Source organism: Clostridium gelidum (assembly GCF_019977655.1).
GTDB classification, from domain to species: Bacteria; Bacillota; Clostridia; order Clostridiales; family Clostridiaceae; genus Clostridium; species Clostridium gelidum.
On sequence record NZ_AP024849.1, the window covers coordinates 4,922,640 to 4,943,866 of the forward strand.

A 21,227-nucleotide genomic window follows, 5' to 3' on the forward strand; every position below is an offset into this window, starting at 1 on the left:
TATACCTCACAATCGTTTCCTGCATGTCATTTTTATATATTTTTCTACATTTACTTACATAAAATCCTTTACTGTTAATAAATCGGTATCTTTTTCCGACTCTTTTTACGACATTGGTAATTAGATTGCAAGTGACATATTAGTTTATTACTTTCTTAAATGTGCATCATCTTTATTATTCTTATCCATATAATTGATTATATAAAAAAGAGCCTGAAAATCTTAAAAGTATATAGATGAAAATACCACCTATATACTTTTAAGAAAATCAGACTCTTTTCTTATTCAAACTAATTTCTATCTATTAAAACCTGAATATGCTTCTTCTCCATGTAAAGAAATATCTAATCCTTCTGCTTCTTCGTTCTTAGAAACTCTTATATTCATCACATAACTCATAATCTTAAGTATTATAAAAGTTACAGTTGCTGCATAAAGTGCAGTAGCACATGTTGATATTAAATGAACCTTTAGAAGAGCAAAGTTACCATATATTAATCCATCAGCACCTGCTGGATTAATTGCCTTTGATGCAAATATAGCTGTAGCTATAGATCCCCAGATTCCAGCTACTCCGTGACAACCAAAAGCATCTAAAGCATCGTCATATCCTAATCTTCTTTTTAATACTGCTATAGCAAAGAAACTTAATGCTCCTCCAACTAGTCCCATAAACATAGCTGATATAGGACTTACAAAACCCGCACCTTGAGTTATTGCAACTAATCCAGCTATAGCTCCACTGATTATTCCAAGGGCTGTAGGTTTCTTATAAATAATCCATTCACAAGCTACCCACCCAACAGCTCCTGCTGCAGCAGATGTATTTGTAGTAACAAAAGCATTAACAGCTGTAAAATTCATAGCAAGAGCACTTCCTGCATTAAATCCAAACCATCCAAACCATAAAAGCCCTCCACCTAGTATAGACATAGGTATATGATGTGGCTCTGGGCTTGATTTCTTTCTTTTACCAATAAATATTGCTGCGACAAGTCCAGAAATACCTGAATTTATCTCAACAGGATGTCCTCCCGCGAAATCAAGAACTCCTAAGTTTTTTAACCATCCATTTGTTCCCCATACCCAATGAGTAATAGGATCATAAACTAATGTACTCCATAAAATAATAAATATCAAAAAGGCTGGAAAAGTCATACGTTCAGCAACAGAACCACAAATAACGGCAGCAGTAATTGCTGCAAACATTAATTGAAATACTACAAATTCTAAATGTGGTATTGTACCTGCATAATCTACATTAGGTGCAATTCCTATATTTCTAAGAAAGCTCCACTCTAACCCTCCAATTACGCCATTTACATCATGTCCAAAGGCTAAAGTATAACCAATGAAAATCCATTGCAACGATATAATAACAAGAGCTGCATAATTCTGTACTGTAATACTCAATACATTTTTACTCCTTACCATACCACCATAAAATAAAGCTAATCCTGGCACCATTAGCATTACTAATGCAGCACAAATAATTACGAATCCCATGTCTGCGCCATTTAACAATTCCATTTTTTTATTCCCCCTTGAATAATTACTTATTAAATTTTCAATCCTATTCTTAAGCCCTTTTACAATAAAAAAACGTCCTCATTTCAAAAAGGTATATCAATAATGTGATATATCTTCTCTTCGAAATGAAAACGTCATTGTTTTCTACAAATTCTATTAATTTTTTTTAAATTTCTTTTATTAGTTTACTATCATAAGTTTTACATGTCAATACAAAATGTAATTTTCTTTTCATTTTATGTTTTTATATGCACTGTTATATTACAAATTATAAACTTTATAATGAATCAGTAATTTAATCAAAAATAAAGCGATAATATATTTATAATTCAATTAGAAAAATATGTTATAATAAGAATAATTAAACTATAACATAATAAACAATAGTCGATAACATTTTTGATATATAATACAAGGGAGATGATTATAATTATAATTTTCAACAACAGATTAAAAATTATAATAACAATTTTGTTTATTATTTATTTAATTGGAATACCTAATCAATATGGGCTTGAAAATCATTTTGTAGCTATAGCGGGTAATATATGTTGTGTATTAGCTGTTGCTCTTGCAATTTTTCAGATAAATAAATTTAGAAGTGTTGCTATGATTTTTATTATTACTTTTCTAATTGGTCAATCTATTAGTTATGGATTTAATATTGATTTTTTTAAGATATATTCGAGTATTGATAATGGACGGGGAGTTTCTTATAGCTTAGCAAGTACAGTTATTTCTCTGATAGTGACTTTTTTAATAATCTTTATACATAAAATATTCAATAAGAGAATTACAAATGAATAATTTTTTAAATAATACGCAATGTTCTTTTATTAAGCATTATAGGTGAACAAGTCCACCTATAATTTTTTCCACTCTATTTCAACACTATATTAAAACATATCCTACTTTTTTAATTAACTTATTTAATATCTACTTTCACTTGAGAATTCTTTTCCTGGATTAATATCTAATACCACACGTTCTGGCTCTGCCAGCGCAACTTCATGTTGGCATTTCCATTTATCATTCTCAGAAATTCCTTCTATTGCTTTCATATCATCTACAGCATCTGGGTTATCAAAAATATAATATCCATAAGAATATAAAATATTTGATACTTCATCAGTATTCAAATTCTTAAAATGACATTGTAAATCACATAATCCCACTGCTGAAAGTCCTAATGTATCCATTATATACTCATTTTCTTTACCTTCAATATTGAATAGTCGTACATTTAAGAGACCAAACAAAGGATCATATTCATCATTTAACGGATTATTTCCCAAGTAATCTTCCCTGCTTATTACTTGCTCTGTAATATGAAAATTAATTCCTACACATGGTATCAATTCCACTATAGCATAAAGTGCCTTTTGAAAAAGTTCCACTCTTTTAGTATACTCTAGTCCAATGGCCATTAAATCTGTAACAATAACTTTAATTTTACAATTTTTAATTGATTCTCTATCCTTATCATAATTCCATGATTGTTCTAAAGATCTTTTTAATTTTTCACCATCTGGCTCTTCATCACTCATACTAATCATTATTGAAACAGGAACACTTGCATTTTTATATTCTAGTACGTAATCCGTAAATGAAAATGTAATATTTGTATCTTGATTAGATATAATTTCAACATTTCCGCAATATTTTTTGATATTTTCTAGTAATTTATTTTCTAAAATAATTGGTTGCTCCCTCATATAAAGTTCTACACTATATGTTTCTGCAAATCCATCCGCTACATTTTTTAATTTTTCTCTATACTTTTTCATTATTACAAACCTTCTTTCTCATTTTGAAGAATAAAAAAGCTGCCTCAAAATGTTACTCATTTTGAGACAGCTTCGTCTATTAAATATAAATTAATTATAACATAATAAAATAAAATTTAATACTTTTTTTACCTTTTTTATTTTCATTTTTCTCTATAATCAGAAAGTACTACACTTTATTACTTTTACTCCGTGTAAATGAAACTTACACATTATCAAGAAGAGATGTAGTTGCAGGACTTTCTACCCAATTTCCTTCATAATCAAATCTTGAGCCATGACAAGGACAATCCCATGTTAATTCATCAGCATTCCAATGAAGCTCACAACCTAAATGAGGACATTTTGTTGATACTGCAAATACCTTGCCATCTTTATCTTTATATACTCCAGCTTTTTGACCTTTATATTCTATTATGCCGCCACTGCCTTTTTCAATAGTGCCTATATGATCCTCAGGAATATCTATTCTTTGTGCAATAAAGTTTTTTGCAGTTATTGTAATATCCTTAGCTGCATTTTCCATAGATGCTGACATATCAAAACGAGCAGGCGAAAATATTTCTAAAAAATCATTTTCATTCTCAAGAATCATATCATTTATTATCATTGCAGATACCATAGAACTTGTCATTCCCCATTTTTTAAATCCAGTTGCAACATAAAGATTAGGTATTTTAAATGAATAATATCCTATATAAGGTATATTATCTAAGGTCATGCAATCTTGTGCTGACCAATGATATTTTTCTATAGAATTTGGATAAAGCTCTTTTGCTACTTTTCTAAGTTTTTCATAAGCTCCACCATCCTCATTCTCCCCAGTTCTTTGTGCTACTCCTCCAAGCAATAATAAATCTTTATAATTTCTAAAGGAATATCCGTTTTTATCGCTGTCTTTGTACATTCCATTTATATCTGCAGCATTTTCTAAAGCTAATACATATGCTCTTTCTTGATGCATTCTCATAAAATAATACCCTGGAACGTTTAAAACCGGAAAATGTGTTGCTACTACTATATGATTTGCAGTAATCTTTCCACCCTCTGTAACTACTAAATTTTCTTTAATATCTATTGCTCTTGTATTTTCGTAAATAGTCAAATTCTCTGAAATGCGCTCTAAGAATTTAAGTGGATTAAATTGAGCTTGATGCTTAAACTTTAATGCTACCTCAATATCAAAAGGAAGATTTACTTCATGCACTAATTCTGCATCAATTCCTAGTTTCTTAGCTGCTTCACATTCATCTTCAATGTTTTGAACATTAGTTAAAGAATATACATATGCATCCTTTTCCTCAAAATCACAAGCTATTATTTCTTCATCAATTATTTCTTTGTATTTTTTTATTGCAAGCTCATTAGCCTTAGCATATTGTCTTGCTTTTTCTTCACCAAATTCTTTAATTAACTTATCATAAATTAAGTCATGCTGAGCTGTTATTTTTGCAGTTGTATTTCTTGTATTTCCACTTGCAATGTTTTTTGCATCAATAACTACAACTTTTCTTCCACTTTTATTAAGCATATATGCTATTAATAATCCAGCCATCCCAGCCCCTATTATAACAATATCACATTCTATGTCTTCACTTAATGATTCTCTTTTTCTAAACTCAGCACTAGAATTCCATACACTCTCCATGTAACTCACCTCATCTTTAGTATTCCATATTTTTGATAATATAAACGTACTCATAGAATAAAAATCTATTGAACTTTTTATATTTTCATCTTAATAATTAAATTTGTAACTATTCAGCTGTAGTCATTTAAAATTTTAATAGATATACTTTTAGGTATGGCAAATAGGGGTATCAACTTATTCTCAATACCCCTAGAAATATCTTAGTTAAACTAAGGTCGGATCGATTATATTTGAAGTAAATACTGATTTTATACAATCCAAAGTATTCAAGCTATTTTTTCGAACCGTGGATACATATCCACGAATTCTAGTAAATGCTTTTGCGCCATCTTTACTTCTAAATGTTCCAGAGATTTTTTGTTTAACCTTAGTCATTCGTAGATCACGCTCTGCAAGATTATTATCAAAAGGTATTTCAAAATCATACATAAAAGCAAGTATTTGATTTTTATAACCGCTTAATCTATTTAATAGATTAAGACTAGTACTTTTCTTTACTTTCTTTTTACTGTATGCTTTACTATTTGCTATATAATCTTCTTTGAAGCCATCTTCTAATATTTGATCATATCTTTTTTCAAAGGCTTCAATTTTATCTAAAGTTAAGGCATTGGCAGTATTCCAAGATAAATCTACTTCTTTTTTTATTTCTACTAATAGATTTTTCAAAGGCTCTGCCCATTTTTGTTTTTCTAGCTCTGATATAGCATTTAACTCTCTTAATATGTGAGCATTGCATAAAGCGTGCTCACAAGAGTATTGATGATATGTCTTCCAGCAGTCATGTACTGCTGTTCCGGTAAATTTAGGTAATATATTTATATCATCAATAGCTTCTTTACCTCGTTTTTCATGTGCTTCATAATAAGTATATTTATCATTTGAAGCAACATGTAGCCATTGGCGTTTTTTATCTATATATATTCCAGTTTCGTCATAATGTACAGCACCTTGATAATTAGTTATTGCATTTTTTATATTTTCTTCAACAAGTTCTAATTTTTCATGACAGTTATTATTAAAATTGACTATTGTACCTTGACTTAAACTTATATTAAACATATCAGAAATCAATTCAGCACCACGTTTAAACGGAATTAATTGATATTGAGTTAAATAAACAGCTATCGCTTTTACTTTATCGCCATATTGAACTGTGTTTGTTATTCCCTCAGGGAATTTACCGGTGTTTTTTCTTCTACACTTTGGACATTTTTTAACTTCTGATCTATGTTCAGTAACTTTTACTTTAGTCTCTGGTAGATCAACCACTTGTCGTACAATTATACTGTCCGGAGCTACATCCTGTAAGGATTCTCCGCAAATATCACATTTATCTACAGTGTGTACAATTATTTCATCTGGATTTTCAGTAAGCTCAAGTGTCTTTCCATCATGACCTTCTTGACCACCAGGTTTTTTGCCTGATTTAGTTCTTAAAGTTTTAGTTTTCTTTTTAAAACCATCTGTCGATGGTGGTTTGCTACTGTTATTACTATTCTTTTGAGTTTGTTTTTCTAAAGATTGAACACGCTCACCGAGAGCTTTATTTTCTTTTGAAATTTTTTCTACTTGAGAATTTAGACCTTTTATTTCATTTGTAAGTTCTTTTATAACACTCATAACTTGCGTTAATCCTTGATTATAGATTTCTATAATTTTGCCTTCGCTCACGATAGTCACCACCTTATCATTAGTTTTTTAAAAGACAATATTTATAATACCAAAAGCTAAGAATAATAGGAATAATTTTTTGAAAAATTATTTAATATATAATAAATTTATTCAATAGCTGAATAGTTACTTAAATTTTTTTATTTATTATTTGTTACATATATTTCATAATCTTAATACATTTCAATATATTGCATAAATATATTGACAATGTTATTATGAATTTAGAAAGTATAAATTTATAAACACACTTGAGGTGAATTACTTTGAAAAATAAAAAACTTTTTTGTATAAGTATATTCCAACTTATTACAATATCTATAATGTTATTAACAGTATCTCAAAATCATAAATTATCTGATAATATTTTTGATAATCTAATGATCATATATGGCTTACTATTCCTAACTTCTATAATTGCAGTAATTGTAATAATGGTAGTAGCTAAAAAGCAACGTGATTAATTTTCACGTTGCTTTTTGTTTTTTAATAAAGAAGATGTATCTAATCTTTCTGATTTTTTTTCAGTCTTATCAACCTTTTTATTTTTCTTATCTTTTCTTTTTTCTATAGACTCTTTAGTTATTACCTCTTCCTTACTTTGACTACTAGATATCTTACTAGAATCTAAATCACTTTTATAATCCTTATCATTTACTGTACTTGATACTCTCCTATTATCAGAAGCATTTTCCCCATTTTGTTTATACACATCTCTATTTAATTTTCCTTTATTAATATTAAATCTAATTTTAAACTTATGAAAATATTTTTTAAAATCTAAATTCAATCTTCTATAAGTTATATCAAAAAGAAATAATAAAATAGCAATTATTAATACTGGCACTGTTAAATTTATAGGTTTATAAGAACTCTTAAGATCACCTATGAATACTTCTTTAGGTTTATTAATAAAACTGCCTTTTACTTCACTAACCAAGGTATCTATTTTATCCTTATTTTTATTGAACTTATATTCATCAGAGTATTGAAATGAAAAGGCACCATTATAATTATTTAATACCTCATCATTATTTTCTTCTCTTATATTAAAAGTATAAAAGCCTAAATCACTTAATTTAACTCGTCCTACAAACTTTCCCGGCTCTTCTTGTGTTAATTCTAATTCACCACTTTCTCCTTTTTCACTGCTGTATACTCCTTTTATTTTAGATCCATTTTTAACTGAATCACTATAAAATTCTACAACGGCTTCATCTCCACTTTGAGTTATTGATATTTTTCCTTCATCACTAAGATCTGGAATAGTCCAATAAATAGCATTTTTTATTAATTGTGCGCCTTTATTCCATGTTAGAAAATTTCTACTCCATTGACCATTAATATCTGAAGTCCAACTTACAGTCTTACCTAGTCCATATTGATTGCAAGCTAAGATTGGCTCATCATGATTTGATGATAAAATTTCTATAGCTTTATCCTTAGTCGATGTTCCTACATATCCAAGCAACGTAGGTAATGAATTATCTACTAATACTCCATTTAAGATCTCATGATTGCTTACAATTTTAGGAGTAAATTCTTCATTAATAATGTAAGTCCCACTTGATAATAAGACTTCCTTTGCAAAGATTCTAGGTATATCAGTATACTTATCACTATGATAAGTTCTGCCCTTTCCCATTTCTGCTAGCTTTCCAAGTAAAGCATTATCTGCATCTTCTCCTACAGACACTGTGGATAATGTTATTCCTCCAGTATTCATATTTCCTATTAATTCTGTATAATTGCTTATTCCAAAGCTATCTTGCCCATCTGTTAAAAGTATAATGTGTTTAATTTTAGCACTGCTTTCACTTTGGGCCTTATATGCTTCTTCTAAGGCTGGATAAATTGATGTTCCGCCACCTCCACCAATTCCTGCAATCATACCTTTAATTGCTTCTTTATCTTGTACTTTTTGTCTTTCAACTACTTTTTGATATTTATCATCAAAAGCAATTACATTTATTTCGTCAGTAGCTCTTAAATTATCTAATGAATTCATAGCAGCTTCTTTAGCTAAAGTAAGCTTACTAACACTGCCTTCTCCTCCAGACATACTTCCCGATTTATCTATTACTAAACTTATGCTTATTTGAGGGACTTCATTTTTCCCCTTCTTATCCATGTTAACTGGCAATATTTTTTCTAAAGCAGTATCCTTATATCCACCTAATGCATAAGAATTTTCTCCTCCAAAAGTAACTACTCCACCACCATAATCTTTAACATAAGATTCTATATTGTCCATAAAGCCTTTGTTTAAATCATCAACATGAACATCTGCAAGCACTATAGTTTTGTATTCTAGCATCTCATTTAGTGTTGTTGGTGCACCTAATGCTGATATTACACTGAACTCACTATTAGCTGACTTTAAAGTCTCTACTACTCCTGCGCTGCTACCTGCGGTCCCCTCAAGAACTAATATATTCGGCTTTGAAATAACATTAGTAAAACAACTATATTCATTATTACTTTTATTACTATCATTTTCTGGTTCAATTAAAACCCTATAAGATTTAAATCCACCAGTAGTTTGAACATCTTTAAATACAAAAGTATTAGTCCCCTTTTGTAACTGCACTTCTTGCTGACCTTTTTTATCTCTGCCTGAAAATAGTGTTAATTTTGCCTTAGTTTGAACATTTGATTGGATTTTTGTAATTACTGAAAATTCTTCTCCAATGGAAATGTTATCTGGAACCTTAACATCTTCTACATAAGCTTCGTCACCTACAGCATTTTCAACCTTATACACCTTTAGATCTATGTTTTCCTTATTTATTACAGGTATATTCTTTAATACATCTCCTTGATTTTCTTCACCATCAGAAATAAGAACAATTCTCTTAGCAGCTCCTTTATCAAATAAGCCCAAAGAACTATTAATTGCCTCTTCTATGTTAGTTGAATTTACAACTGGTGCACTTTTAATTTGCTTATATTCTTTACTAGCATCCATAAATTTGTCTATGGACGCATTATCTCCAAAAACAACTACTCCAGCCTTATTATTTTTTGGTATTTCTTTTAATGCATTATCAATAAATTTAATTCCTTCATTTTTAAAGCCACTCATGCTATCTGAAACATCTAACAAAAATACTGTGGATACATTTTCTCCCTTTAAATTTAAAGTTATATCAGAAATTCCTGTAACTATAAGAATTAATATAATTATTCTGCTAATTAATATTAATTTGTCTTTTCTTACTACACCTTTTAACTTCTTCAAAATTAAATACATAAAAAGTAAAATTACTGGTACCAATATTGGCACATATGGCCTTGTTATTTCTATCCCCATAAATTACACACCTAATTTCCCTTTAAGTATAATATCCACTCTGTTAATAAACCTATTATTGCAAGCATCAACAATAATGGAACTAAACTTAAACCTTTCTTTAAAATCTTTACCTCTGATTTTAAATTATTTTCTTCCCCAATGTTTTCTTCACCTAAATTAGTTTCCTCATCTGTAGGGAAATTAATAGAAAACATTTCTTCACTCTTTTCATTTTCATTAGACTCTTCTTGAACCTTATAAAGACCTAGCTCAGAAATACTATTGTATCTTGAACCTTGCGTAACTCCTATATAATTTTTATTTAGAGATTTAACCTTAAGGCTTTTTCCAAATGGAGTTCCTTTAATTACAATTTCATCCCCTGCCTTGTAATTGTTCTTATATAAAATTCCAGATTTAATTAGTTTTTCACCAAGCTCATAAACTAAAATTGGAAACTCTTTCTTAAGTACAAAATCACTATTATGAACATCAAATCCTAAAGCAGCAATACTTCTTCCGTTTATTTCTCCTAAAAATCCAATTGTATTTCCATCGACTTTTAAAAATGCTTTTCCAAAGTAAGGTAGTTCTATATTCTTATAGCTTGAAAGAGTAAACTTAATATCTTTTGTATATTTTGATAACTCTTCTTGAACTCCTGTAGCTTGTCCTAGTTCTTCTTTGTTTTCCACCTTGAAAAATTCATTTGATGTAGGATTTATAAATAATATACTTCCTTTCTTTGGCATTATCTCTGGTGTTACATTATCAAAAACATATAAGTCATAATCTTCTTCCGTCATGTTATTTACATCATTTGTCTTATATAAATCAACATTTTCTATATTATTAAAACTCTTTTCTAAAAAAACATTTTTTTCAGTTACGAGTAATACCTTTTTACCTTTATTATTGCTTACTACGTCATAATAGGTATTATCCCCTGATATTAAATCCTTCTTTGATAATTCTCCCTTTAAATAATCTCCTTTAAAGTCTTCTAATTCAAAATTTAAGGTCTTACTTTCACCCTTAGGTAAATCTAATGATTCTACCTTTAGTAATTCGTCTCCATTATATAATGAAAAATCACCAGAATAATCACTATTCCCAGTATTCTTTACAGTTGCTATAACCTTCATTTTGCCCTCTACAAATTTATGTGATAAATTTGTTATAGCTGCATTTTCTCCGCTATTAGCAAGGGAAATTACCTTTCCATTAACATCACCTAAATCAATATTTTTATCAGTTACTACTAAAACTTCGTATTCTTCTAATCCTTCACCTAAAGATCTTACATAAGATAAAACGCTACTTATATCACCACTTCCATAGGTTTGAGTAACTTCGTCTATGCTATTTTTAGTTTCTATATTAGATGTTCCATTAAAAGCAATTATATAATTATTAGTACTTTCTTTTATTGATTTTATATATTCTTTAGTCATTTCTTTGCCTTCATCAAGTCTAGTTTTGTCCCTTTCATATAAAGTACTCATACTTGCTGTAGTATCCATAACTATTATTAAATTCTTATAAGTCTTCCCACCAAATTTTAAAAATGGACTCATTAAAGCAAATATTATTAACAATATTATTAAAATTTGAAGTATCATCATTATGCTTACCTTTAGCTTTTCCCATGGAGTATTTGCTTGTGTATTTTTATAAGCTTCCTTCCATAGTAATGAAGATGATACTTCTTTTTCTCTATACTTCCTTTTTAATATGTAGAGTAAAATTACTAAAGGAATTGTTATTAACAAAGCTAAGGGCCAAAGACTTCCTGTTCCCATTTCTTATATTTAGTGAGAGGGGGTATTATAAGTACCGAGCTCTCACTAAAATTCACTTCCTTTCTTTTTTATACTCTTTCATGTGTATAACATGTTAATAATTCATCTTATGAGAATATCGTGCATTAAAATTAACTAACTAAAAGTGCTAACAATATAGCCACACATATTGTCCCAATTAATGCAATAATATTAAGAATTTTATTTGTTTTAAAATCTGTTTTTAATAATCTACGAAAAACAAGATAAGTTGCAATTCCAATTATTCCTCCAAGAGTATTTCCTATGAGATCAGTTATATCTGACGCACCTATTGCAAATATAAACTGTAATACCTCGTAGAGTAAACTTGCACTTGCTATTGGAGCAACTTTTTTTAAGAAAGACCAATTGTTTTTTAACATACCAACATAAAGTCCAAATGGAACAAATACAAGTATGTTATAATATATTTCTAAAAATTCAATCCTGTTATTCACTATTACCGATTCATGAAATGGAATTAAGTTAATACTTCGCAAATGGTCTAATTCTTGAATTGAAAATTGCATTTTGAATATTATAATCCAAGTTAATATGAGCAAATACACTACTAGTAAGCAAGTTGTTAATAACCGTTGTTTTGTTTCTTTATTTTCCATATGTACCCCCGTAACGTTTTTTATAAATTTTACTCTTCTCCTATTGCTCTTAAGCTCAAAAATACGTTCTTTTAGAATATAATTTTTCTTTTCATATCCATAACACCATATACTGACAAGTTGTCCTGCCTAATAAATTACTCTCTTCTTTCCAAAATCATTTAAAATTATTTCTTCTAAGCTTTTATTTGTATTTACACTTATTAGTGTTCCACCATATTTAGTAGCTAAATTCTCCAATTTCTTATTAAAATCTTTTAACGCATTTTTATATGCTTCAATAAGTTTATAATTAAGATTTAGTTTAACTTTTTCCCCTGTCTCTGAATCAACTAATGTAACTTCTTCTTCCATAGATGGATTCTCTTCTTCATCTGAAAGTATCTGAACTAAAACAATTTGTTGCTTCTTATATGCTAAATATTTTAATCCTTGCTCTATAGAATCTAACCCTTCATTATTGAAGAAATCTGAAACAACAATACTTACTCCCTTATTATTTATTCTTCTTTTTTTAATAGCCTCTGAAAGCTTTGTGGCTCCACTAAATTCTACATTCTCAAGTTCTTTTAAAATCATTTGAAAGCCTTTTTTTCCAGTTCCTCCACGCAAAAGTGAGAGATTTGCTTCTTCTGCCACATTAACATAAACTCTATCTAAATTATTTAATGCAATATAACTTAACGCCCCTATAATTTGAAGTGCCTTATTCTTTTTATTATTTTCTCCAAAATCCATGGATTTACTTTTATCTAAAAAGAAATTAAAAACACCTTCTCTTTCTTCCATAAAAACTTTAATAAATAGCTTGTCCAGTCTTCCATAGGCATTCCAATCAACTCTTCTAAAATCATCTCCCGGAGCATATTCTCTAAAATCCGAAAATTCAACCGATGCTCCCTTTGCTTTAGATTTTCTTCCGCCTTGAGCACCATTTGATAATCTTAAATTTATATTTAAATTTATTTTATTTAACTTTTTAAAGAAATCCTCATTAAAAATTCTCTCTTCCATTCTTTACACAACCCTTTTTCAGTTAACAATTAATGCCCTTTAGGGTACCCTGTGGGCAATGAACAGTTAACAATTAATATATTAAACAACCTTTAAATCCTCTAAAATTTTATCTATAACAAATTCTTCGGTTATTCCTTCAGTTATTCCTTCAAAGTTTAATATGATTCTATGTCTTAATATTGGATAAGCAATAGCTTTAATATCATCAAATGATACATTTAGTCTACCTTCCATTATTGCTCTAACTTTTGAGCCACTAAATAATCCTTGAGCTGCTCTCGGACTTGCTCCCACTTCTACATATTTTTTAACTAAAGGATGTCCCTCTTCCATTTCTGGATGAGTCGCAAGTATTATTTTCAAAGCATATTCTTTAACTGGTTTTGCCATTGGTATTTCTGAAATTATCTTTCTAATTTCTAAAATTTCATTGTCACTTAAAATAGATTCAATGGAAACAGATTCATTAGATAAAGTTAAATCCATTATTTTCATAAGCTCATCTAGCTTAGGGAAGTCTACCTTTAGCTTAAATTGAAATCTATCAAGTTGTGCTTCTGGAAGAGGATATGTTCCTTCTTGTTCAATTGGATTTTGAGTTGCGAGTACCATAAAAGGCTTTGGTAATTCATAAGTTGTTTTCCCAACTGTTACAGACTTTTCTCCCATGGCTTCTAATAAAGAAGATTGAGTTTTAGGTGTTGCCCTGTTAATTTCATCTGCAAGAAGCAAATTAGTAAATACAGGCCCCTTTTCAAATTCAAATTTAGTAGAACCATTTTCCTTAATAATTAAATTTGTTCCAACTACATCTGCTGGCATTAAATCAGGTGTAAATTGAATTCTAGAAAAGCCAAGATTCAAAACCTTTCCTATTGTCTTAACAAGCTGTGTTTTCCCAAGACCAGGCATACCTTCTAAAAGGACATTCCCACCAGAAAAAATAGCAATTAAAACGTCTCTAACTGTTTCCTCTTGCCCAATAATTCCTTTTCCTATTTCACTTTTGCATTTTTCTAACTTTTCTACTACTTCTTTTATTATCTCTTCATTTATATTCATTATTTATCTTCAGCAAGAATTTATATATATGTTGCAATTCTCAATTCATGCCATTTAGGATATCCTGTAGACAATTAAAATTGAAATTTAAAAAATAATTAATTTGCTATATATCTTATTAAATTCTTACTAAAGTTCACCACCCTTCAATATTAATAATCCATCACTTAAAGTTTCTAAAAAATGTATAAATTATCACTATAATAACAATTATATAAAAACCTATTAATCCAAATTTATCAAACTTCTTAATTGGCTTTTTATTTAATGTATACCATGTTAATAAAGGCACTGTTATTACCAAATATATACCAAATGCTATATGTCTTAATTGTTGATTGTCATAGAAATTTATAAAAGCCATTCCCATTATCAGTATTATATTTATACCCTTCAACCATCTTTCTGTTATCTTCATTATTTCACTACTCCTTTTTATAACTATATTTATAGATAAGCAATTTATAAAATAGACTTATTGATTGAATAACTATAAAGTATTTATATGATTTCTGTAGGTCACATCATAACTCTAATTCTTGCTTTGGATATCTATATAGATGCCCACTACTAAAGTTTTACTTATGCTTGGTATTATATTCAACATTTACTATACTTAGGAGCATATCCAAACAGAGAAATTGGATACATATTTGTGAAGTAGGCATTGAAAATAAGCTGCTGAAGCTTCTTAATGGGAGGTTGTTCCATTATAGTTTGTCCAAATTTTATATTTGGAGCAAACTATAATGGGTGCAACCTCCCATTTAGAATGCTTCCAGCGAAATTTTCACAGTCCTACGGAATAAATATGTATTCAATTTCGGCGGATGTAGGCATAAGTATGAGCTCCGCTGTGGTTATCTATAAATAGCTTCACTTTACTTATTTGATATTGTTAAAATACTCTTTAACTACACCTTGTAAATTTTCTGGTAGCGATGAATTATTCATTGAATCAATTTCTTCTTTACTATAATCTCCTACTATGCTGTTGTAATCTTTCTTTTCTCCATTAAAATTTAATCCATTTTGGGTTTCAATACTTTGAGATGTTCCACCATTATTTTTATTTCCTTTTAAATTAGCATCATCTCCAGTTTCTCTACCTGGAATAAATACCTGCTCTCCACTGCTTGGCATAGAAGTATTTTCTTTCCCATTCTTACTTCCAGTATTCCATCCCACACCGTTTCCACTTCCTCCAGAACCTGCGCCACTACCACTTCCTGAACCAGAGCCATTTCCGCTCCCAGAACCTGATCCACTACCATTTCCTGAGCCTGGGCTCTTTCCATCCCCTGGTTTGTTTCCATTATTAGCTCCACTATTTGAAGCAGATTTTAATGCTGCTAATGCTCCTGCAAGTTCTGATGGATCTATTTGTCCATCTAGTGCATTATCTGATGCTTGCTCTAATAATTCTTTTAATTGTTCATCTCTTAAATTTGCTGCTGCTTCCTTTAGTGCATTTGAAAGTTCACTTTTTTCTTTATCACTTAAATTTGGCAATGAATTATTTAATGCTTTTAACTTATTTTCTAAAGCTTCCTTATCTCCAGTTTTCAAAGTTTCCAAAAGCTCTTTTCCCAATTTACTTTTATTTAAACTCTTATTTATTTCATTTAAATCTTTTAAAGCTTCACGAGCTTCTTCACTTTTTTGCTTTTCAACTAAATTTTTCTTTATATCATCAACTAATTGCTTTTTCTTTTCTGAATCTGTTTTTTCTTTTAACGAATCAAATTTCTTATCTAATCTATCCATTAATTTATTTGTATCTTCTTTTTTCTTTGTTTCCTTTAATTCCTTTTTTGCGTCTTGTAATATCTTTTTTAATTCTTCTTTTTCTTCTTTTGTTAACTCATCTTCTTTTTCAATTTTCTTTTCTTCCTTATCTATTTTCTTTAAAGTTTCACTTTTCATCTTGTTAAAATCTCTTAAATTTTCCGCATCTTTTTTAGCACCTGTAGGAATTACAGTAGTTATAAAACATAAAATTATTAATATTATAATTTTATATATTTCTTTCTTTTCTACGCTTATAGGCAAATTTCGTTTAAAGTTATATAACTCTATACTCCTTACTGTATCCTCTTTTTGAGCTATAGCTATTTCACTATTATCTCCTAGAAACTCTAAAGCTGTAATTACTCTTTCATTTAATCCTTTAGAATCCGCTATTAAAGCTATTTCCTTTTTCTTAGGTGCCTTTATAATTCCAAAAATAATACTAACAATTAAAGAAATGACTATAATTACACCACTTAACTTATAACAGCTTTCAAAAGGTACAACTAAAGCTATTGTTAAGATAATTAAAGTTAAAACTAATGAGGCCTGAAGCCCCATTAATATTTTGCTTATAAGAAAATTCAATTTTATTCTTCGCCCAGATTTTTTTATAAAGTCTAATATTTTCTTATCTAAAGCATTCATAAAATTCTCCTTTATTTATTTTCATGTGCCTAATATAATGATGTTCAAACAGCTATTTTCTTAAATTCGTTTTTTACTTTTTTCTTATTTCTTCTCTTAAATTTAATTCCTTTATTTAATGGGTTTAGTTTATATGCAGATACAAGTACTAATATTACACTGAATACTATTTGAATTCCTATAGATATAATATTGCCATATTCAAATTGAGCCATATTAACAACATCCATTCCATAAAAGCCCAAACCACTTACATTTCCTAATTGGTTAATAAGCAAACTTGCAAAACCAAATGTAGGGCTTAAATAAGTAAATAATGGAATAGCTATGTCTTGAGCATTATTAGCTTTAGAAGCATTATACATTATAACTATATATGCCAAAATTATTATTCCTACATATATAAATAATGTTACTCCATAAGCTATTGCTGTTGCTACCCTTGATGTTTTTACAAATGTTGATATAAAAACTCCAATCGAACCAACAAATATTGTAGTTACAATAAAGAATAAACTTAATTCTAATATATTTACTAAATTTACTCCTCCAATTAAAAATGTAATTGAATATATTGGCATAGTACAAATAATTAAAATTATAACTCTGCTTATAGATGCTAATAATTTTCCAATTACTATTGATAATGTACTCATTTTAGTTGATAAAAGCACCTCTAAGGTTTGCTTTTCTCTTTCTGCGCAAATCGCTGTAGATGTTAGTGATGGTACAATAAACATTAATAAAATAGCTTGAATTACAGCCATTCCAATATAGAAGTAAACTATAGATTGCAGATTTACTCCATTAAAATATGCATCCCCAACATTCATATTAAATATAAATAATGCTCCACTAGATAATAGTGCTACATAAAAGAATATCATTAATGTAAATTTAAAGCTTCTTACTGCAAGCTTTGTTTCATTTTTTAAAACTGGATTAATTCTCACTATAATGCCTCCTTTAATTCGTTTTTATCAGTAATCTTAATAAATAAATCTTCAAGACTACTCACTTCTTTATTAAACGAAATTATAGGTATATCATTCATTATCATTGTCTTAAGTAAACCCACACATTCCTCTTCATTTCCATTAAAAGTTATTGTTATTATTTTATTTTCAAATTTTACTTTGCCGACCTTTGGCATTTCCTTTAATAATTTAACAGCTTTCTCTTCCTTATTCATTACTGTAATAATAATATTTTCATTTCCAGTTGCTGTATTCATTATGTCTTCTACTGTCCCTTGACATACTAGCTGTCCACTTTCTACGATTCCAATATTCGTACATATCTCCCCTAGCTCAGATAATATATGAGAGCTAACTAATATGGTTTTCCCCATATCCTTAAGATTCTTAAGGATGTTCTTCATTTCAAATCTTGCTCTGGGATCCATTCCTGACGCAGGTTCATCCAAAATAAGTAATTGTGGATTATGAATTAAACATCTAGCTAAACATAATCTTTGCTTCATACCTCTTGATAATCCATCAACATAAGCATCACATTTATTTTCCAAATTAACTAACGCTAATAAATCCATTGATAAATCTTTAATTTCTTTTCCTGAAATTCCGTAAATTGATCCATAAAACTCTAAGTATTCATAAGCCTTCAAATTGTCGTATACTCCAAAGAAATCTGGCATATATCCTATTTTTTCTTTTAGCTTCTTGTTGTTTTTAATAGCATCGATTCCATCAACATATACTTCACCACTATCTGGATATAATAATCCTGATACTATTTTCATAGTAGTACTTTTACCAGCTCCATTTGGACCTATAAATCCAAATATTTCACCCTTTTTAATATCTAAATTCATTTTATTAAGGGCCTTAAATTTTCCATACGATTTTTCTAAATCTTTAATTAATAACATTATTTAGCCCTCCCCTTTACAGTAATTTGTGGACTTCCTATTCCTTCTTCATCATTACCTTGTAATTTTACTGTTACTTTTCCATCTTTAATGTATTGATTAGGATTTTTTAAACTTTCACCATTTACTATATAATTTATTGCCTCATAATCATTTTTTTCATAATTAAAAATATATACAGTACCCTTTAGTCCTGATTTCTTTTGATTTTGATTCTCTGTATATCCTACCTTTAAGTCTAATAAGTTTATTTCATTGCCAACTAAATAATCCAAAACCATATCTCCACTTCCATGAACTACATTATTTTGAGTATCGATATCCATATTTTGATCAGCTTGTGCTACTTCTCCTTTAAAATATCCCAAAGGATAACTTAAATTTCCTTCTGTATCAGTAAAATCTATATTTATCTCTTGAATAATTGCAGTAGTATCATACTTAGATATTGACTTTTCACCAAAATCAAATCCATAATCTACAGGTATATTAGTTATTGCAACTAAATAAGTTGATTTCTTTGATAACTGTGATTGTTCTATACCTCTTAACAAAGAACTCATTCTTAATACATCTTTAAACTCTTCTTTATTTTGTTTTTTATCATTACTATTTTTATAATCACGATAGTTCTTACTTATATTACTTGCATATTGATTTAATCCAGAAGAAGCACAAGTATCTACTTCTGTTTGTTTTTCTTCTCCAGATTTTATTTCGCCCAAATCCCAAACACTATTAGAAGATACTACTAATAAATTTTTAATATCATATCCAAATGTATTTTTTACTTTTCCCACTAATTTTTGAGAATTATAATTTAAATTTGCTTCAATCTTAGGGACTATTTCTTTATGGCCAGAAATCTCAAATTTCTTCATTTGTAATGCTGATAAACCTTTAAATTCATAATAAGAATTATTTTCTCTATATACAGTTTTTGTTCCTAATTTTGTGAGAGCATTTGCATCTTTATTACGGCCATTATAGTTATCATTATTACTATAATACGCTTGAATACTAGCTCCATTAGGCTCTTTAACTATTAAATCATCCTTATATTTAGAACCAATTCCTACATATCCGCTAGTTGTGCTTGTACCACTTTCATCAGTTATAATAATATTTACCTGATTTAATACTAAATCTTGAATTCTTGTGCTACCTCCAAGTAAATAAAGTACAAGTGAAAAACCTATTGCTATAGCAGGAACAACTCCCCATAACCATTCTCTTTTATTTAACTTCTTCATTATTAAATAAACTATAATTCCCGCAATTAATGCATAGCATATGAATATAGATATTAATACGCCCATTTTAAAATCTTCTTTCACAGGAACATCATTACTTAACTGATCCATTTGATGCGGTACATTATTACCATTTCCATATCTATTACGAATATTATTTTTATTTATAAAATCATTTCCTAAAGATTCCTTCCATGTATTCATAACATTATCTTTTGATGCTATGTTTTTATTTCCTAAATCAAACGCTCCAATATATACCTTACCTTTTCCTTTGTTAAGTAAATATATTAACGGATTTTCTCCTTGTTGTAATTTAATAGAAGAATCTTTTAAGCTTAAGTTAGCAAGAGTATATCCGTTGACATCCTTAGTCCCCTTATAATTTACATCTAAAAATTCTTTATCGATACTTCCTATTGTCTTTGAAGCATTTTCTCCACTTCCTATTATTAATGTTCCACCATTATTAATCCATGTAGATAGATTTTCATATTGTTCTTTTTGCAAATTAGAAATATTGTAATTATTAATTACAATTACATCTAATTGTGAAATATTCTTAGAACCTTTTGATAAAGAATCTAAATTCAAAGGCACATTAACAGTCTTGTTAATTTCACCCTTTCTATTCTTATTATTTAAATCAGCAAAATTTAAATCCTTAATATTAATACCATTAAAATCATCTGTTAATATAGCCATAAACAAATCATTTTCATTAACTCTCCCACTACTTACTGTAATCTTATTTTCCTTTAAAATATTTTTCCCTTTAGTAAACACTACTGACATTTTAGAACAATCTTCTGGTAAATTAATTGGAATAGTTACTGTTCTTTTTTCTTTAGACGCTAACTTAACTTCAGATACAAATGCATCATATGTATTATAACTATTTGTAGGAACTCTTACCTCTACTTGCCCTTCTATGTCTTCCCCCTTATTTTCCACTTCTACATTTACTGGTATTGCCATAGAACCTTTAAATTTCCCATCAATTCCATAACTAACATTCATTGTAATTGAATTATTTTCTTCTGCTTTTTCCTCTGCCTTGCATATTGTTGGCATAAAACCAACTAATATAAAAATCATAACTAATATGCTTAGCAACTTAGCATTATTAAATTTTTCCATTCATTTATTCCCCCATATTACATAATTAATTAAATTTTAACATAT

Annotated in this window: 16 protein-coding genes; 2 read left to right on the forward strand and 14 right to left on the reverse strand. The window is 28.7% G+C overall.

All coding sequences use genetic code 11. The features are described 5' to 3' along the window. Positions 1–297 precede the first annotated feature (297 nt). Entirely contained in the window at positions 298–1,530 is a 1,233-nt protein-coding gene (locus tag psyc5s11_RS22750) for an ammonium transporter (protein ID WP_224034747.1), read from the reverse strand. A 420-nt stretch (positions 1,531–1,950) separates the two neighbouring features. Here psyc5s11_RS22750 and psyc5s11_RS22755 point away from each other — a divergent pair, with 420 nt between their 5' ends. Continuing rightward, positions 1,951–2,337 carry a hypothetical protein gene (locus psyc5s11_RS22755; RefSeq protein ID WP_224034748.1) on the forward strand — a complete coding sequence of 129 codons (387 nt, stop codon included), beginning with the start codon at positions 1,951–1,953 and terminating at the stop codon, positions 2,335–2,337. A gap of 122 nt (positions 2,338–2,459) precedes the next feature. Here the strand turns inward: psyc5s11_RS22755 and psyc5s11_RS22760 are convergent, their stop codons facing one another. From psyc5s11_RS22760 to tnpC, 3 genes are all read right to left on the reverse strand, one after another. Then, positions 2,460–3,317 carry a DUF4261 domain-containing protein gene (locus tag psyc5s11_RS22760; RefSeq protein WP_224034749.1) on the reverse strand — a complete coding sequence of 286 codons (858 nt, stop codon included), beginning with the start codon at positions 3,315–3,317 and terminating at the stop codon, positions 2,460–2,462. 205 nt (positions 3,318–3,522) lie between these two features. Further along, the gene (locus tag psyc5s11_RS22765) at positions 3,523–4,965 is read right to left on the reverse strand and encodes an FAD-dependent oxidoreductase (RefSeq protein WP_224034750.1); all 1,443 of its coding nucleotides are present in this window, start codon (positions 4,963–4,965) and stop codon (positions 3,523–3,525) included. A 207-nt stretch (positions 4,966–5,172) separates the two neighbouring features. Continuing rightward, positions 5,173–6,642 carry an IS66 family transposase gene (gene tnpC / locus psyc5s11_RS22770; RefSeq protein WP_224033641.1) on the reverse strand — a complete coding sequence of 490 codons (1,470 nt, stop codon included), beginning with the start codon at positions 6,640–6,642 and terminating at the stop codon, positions 5,173–5,175. Between the two features lie 266 nt (positions 6,643–6,908). On the opposite strand from tnpC, the gene psyc5s11_RS22775 reads away from it, so the two are divergent. Beyond that, positions 6,909–7,106: a hypothetical protein gene (locus psyc5s11_RS22775; RefSeq protein WP_224034751.1), complete on the forward strand. Its 198-nt coding sequence runs from the start codon at positions 6,909–6,911 to the stop codon at positions 7,104–7,106. On the opposite strand, the gene psyc5s11_RS22780 is transcribed toward psyc5s11_RS22775, so the two are convergent. The 10 genes from psyc5s11_RS22780 to psyc5s11_RS22825 all read right to left on the reverse strand — a co-directional run bounded on the left by psyc5s11_RS22780 (position 7,103) and on the right by psyc5s11_RS22825 (position 21,182). Next, entirely contained in the window at positions 7,103–9,955 is a 2,853-nt protein-coding gene (locus psyc5s11_RS22780) for a VWA domain-containing protein (RefSeq protein WP_224034752.1), read from the reverse strand. The two genes, psyc5s11_RS22775 and psyc5s11_RS22780, sit on opposite strands and share 4 nt — an antisense overlap. An 11-nt stretch (positions 9,956–9,966) precedes the next feature. After that, entirely contained in the window at positions 9,967–11,739 is a 1,773-nt protein-coding gene (locus tag psyc5s11_RS22785) for a vWA domain-containing protein (RefSeq protein WP_224034753.1), read from the reverse strand. Positions 11,740–11,870: 131 nt separating this feature from the next. After that, positions 11,871–12,380, reverse strand: coding sequence for a VanZ family protein (locus psyc5s11_RS22790; protein ID WP_224034754.1), 510 nt, complete (start codon positions 12,378–12,380; stop codon positions 11,871–11,873). 129 nt (positions 12,381–12,509) lie between these two features. Then, positions 12,510–13,394, reverse strand: a complete 885-nt coding sequence (locus tag psyc5s11_RS22795; protein ID WP_224034755.1) for a DUF58 domain-containing protein — start codon at positions 13,392–13,394, stop codon at positions 12,510–12,512. A gap of 81 nt (positions 13,395–13,475) precedes the next feature. Continuing rightward, a complete protein-coding gene (locus tag psyc5s11_RS22800) occupies positions 13,476–14,459 on the reverse strand; it encodes an AAA family ATPase (protein ID WP_224034756.1) in 984 nt (327 codons plus the stop codon). Positions 14,460–14,622: 163 nt separating this feature from the next. Then, entirely contained in the window at positions 14,623–14,877 is a 255-nt protein-coding gene (locus psyc5s11_RS22805) for a hypothetical protein (protein ID WP_224034757.1), read from the reverse strand. A gap of 467 nt (positions 14,878–15,344) precedes the next feature. Continuing rightward, complete coding sequence (locus psyc5s11_RS22810; RefSeq protein WP_224034758.1) at positions 15,345–16,898, reverse strand: pectinesterase; 1,554 nt, start codon at positions 16,896–16,898, stop codon at positions 15,345–15,347. A gap of 44 nt (positions 16,899–16,942) precedes the next feature. Then, entirely contained in the window at positions 16,943–17,851 is a 909-nt protein-coding gene (locus psyc5s11_RS22815) for an ABC transporter permease (protein WP_224034759.1), read from the reverse strand. Next, positions 17,851–18,789, reverse strand: coding sequence for an ABC transporter ATP-binding protein (locus tag psyc5s11_RS22820; RefSeq protein WP_224034760.1), 939 nt, complete (start codon positions 18,787–18,789; stop codon positions 17,851–17,853). Before psyc5s11_RS22820 ends, psyc5s11_RS22815 begins: the two co-directional genes overlap by 1 nt. Next, positions 18,789–21,182 (reverse strand): hypothetical protein, encoded by a 2,394-nt coding sequence (locus tag psyc5s11_RS22825; protein WP_224034761.1) that lies wholly within the window; start codon positions 21,180–21,182, stop codon positions 18,789–18,791. The genes psyc5s11_RS22820 and psyc5s11_RS22825 overlap by 1 nt, the downstream gene beginning before the upstream one ends. Between the last annotated feature and the right edge of the window lie 45 nt (positions 21,183–21,227).

Coding starts and splice junctions, on each gene's coding strand:
- psyc5s11_RS22785 (WP_224034753.1), bottom strand. CDS start 11,739: ATGGGAACAGGAAGTCTTTGGCCCTTAGCTTTGTTAATAACAATTCCT.
- psyc5s11_RS22760 (WP_224034749.1), bottom strand. CDS start 3,317: ATGAAAAAGTATAGAGAAAAATTAAAAAATGTAGCGGATGGATTTGCA.
- psyc5s11_RS22800 (WP_224034756.1), bottom strand. CDS start 14,459: ATGAATATAAATGAAGAGATAATAAAAGAAGTAGTAGAAAAGTTAGAA.
- psyc5s11_RS22795 (WP_224034755.1), bottom strand. CDS start 13,394: ATGGAAGAGAGAATTTTTAATGAGGATTTCTTTAAAAAGTTAAATAAA.
- psyc5s11_RS22790 (WP_224034754.1), bottom strand. CDS start 12,380: ATGGAAAATAAAGAAACAAAACAACGGTTATTAACAACTTGCTTACTA.
- psyc5s11_RS22755 (WP_224034748.1), top strand. CDS start 1,951: ATGATTATAATTATAATTTTCAACAACAGATTAAAAATTATAATAACA.
- psyc5s11_RS22780 (WP_224034752.1), bottom strand. CDS start 9,955: ATGGGGATAGAAATAACAAGGCCATATGTGCCAATATTGGTACCAGTA.
- psyc5s11_RS22750 (WP_224034747.1), bottom strand. CDS start 1,530: ATGGAATTGTTAAATGGCGCAGACATGGGATTCGTAATTATTTGTGCT.
- psyc5s11_RS22825 (WP_224034761.1), bottom strand. CDS start 21,182: ATGGAAAAATTTAATAATGCTAAGTTGCTAAGCATATTAGTTATGATT.
- psyc5s11_RS22810 (WP_224034758.1), bottom strand. CDS start 16,898: ATGAATGCTTTAGATAAGAAAATATTAGACTTTATAAAAAAATCTGGG.
- psyc5s11_RS22820 (WP_224034760.1), bottom strand. CDS start 18,789: ATGTTATTAATTAAAGATTTAGAAAAATCGTATGGAAAATTTAAGGCC.
- psyc5s11_RS22765 (WP_224034750.1), bottom strand. CDS start 4,965: ATGGAGAGTGTATGGAATTCTAGTGCTGAGTTTAGAAAAAGAGAATCA.
- psyc5s11_RS22805 (WP_224034757.1), bottom strand. CDS start 14,877: ATGAAGATAACAGAAAGATGGTTGAAGGGTATAAATATAATACTGATA.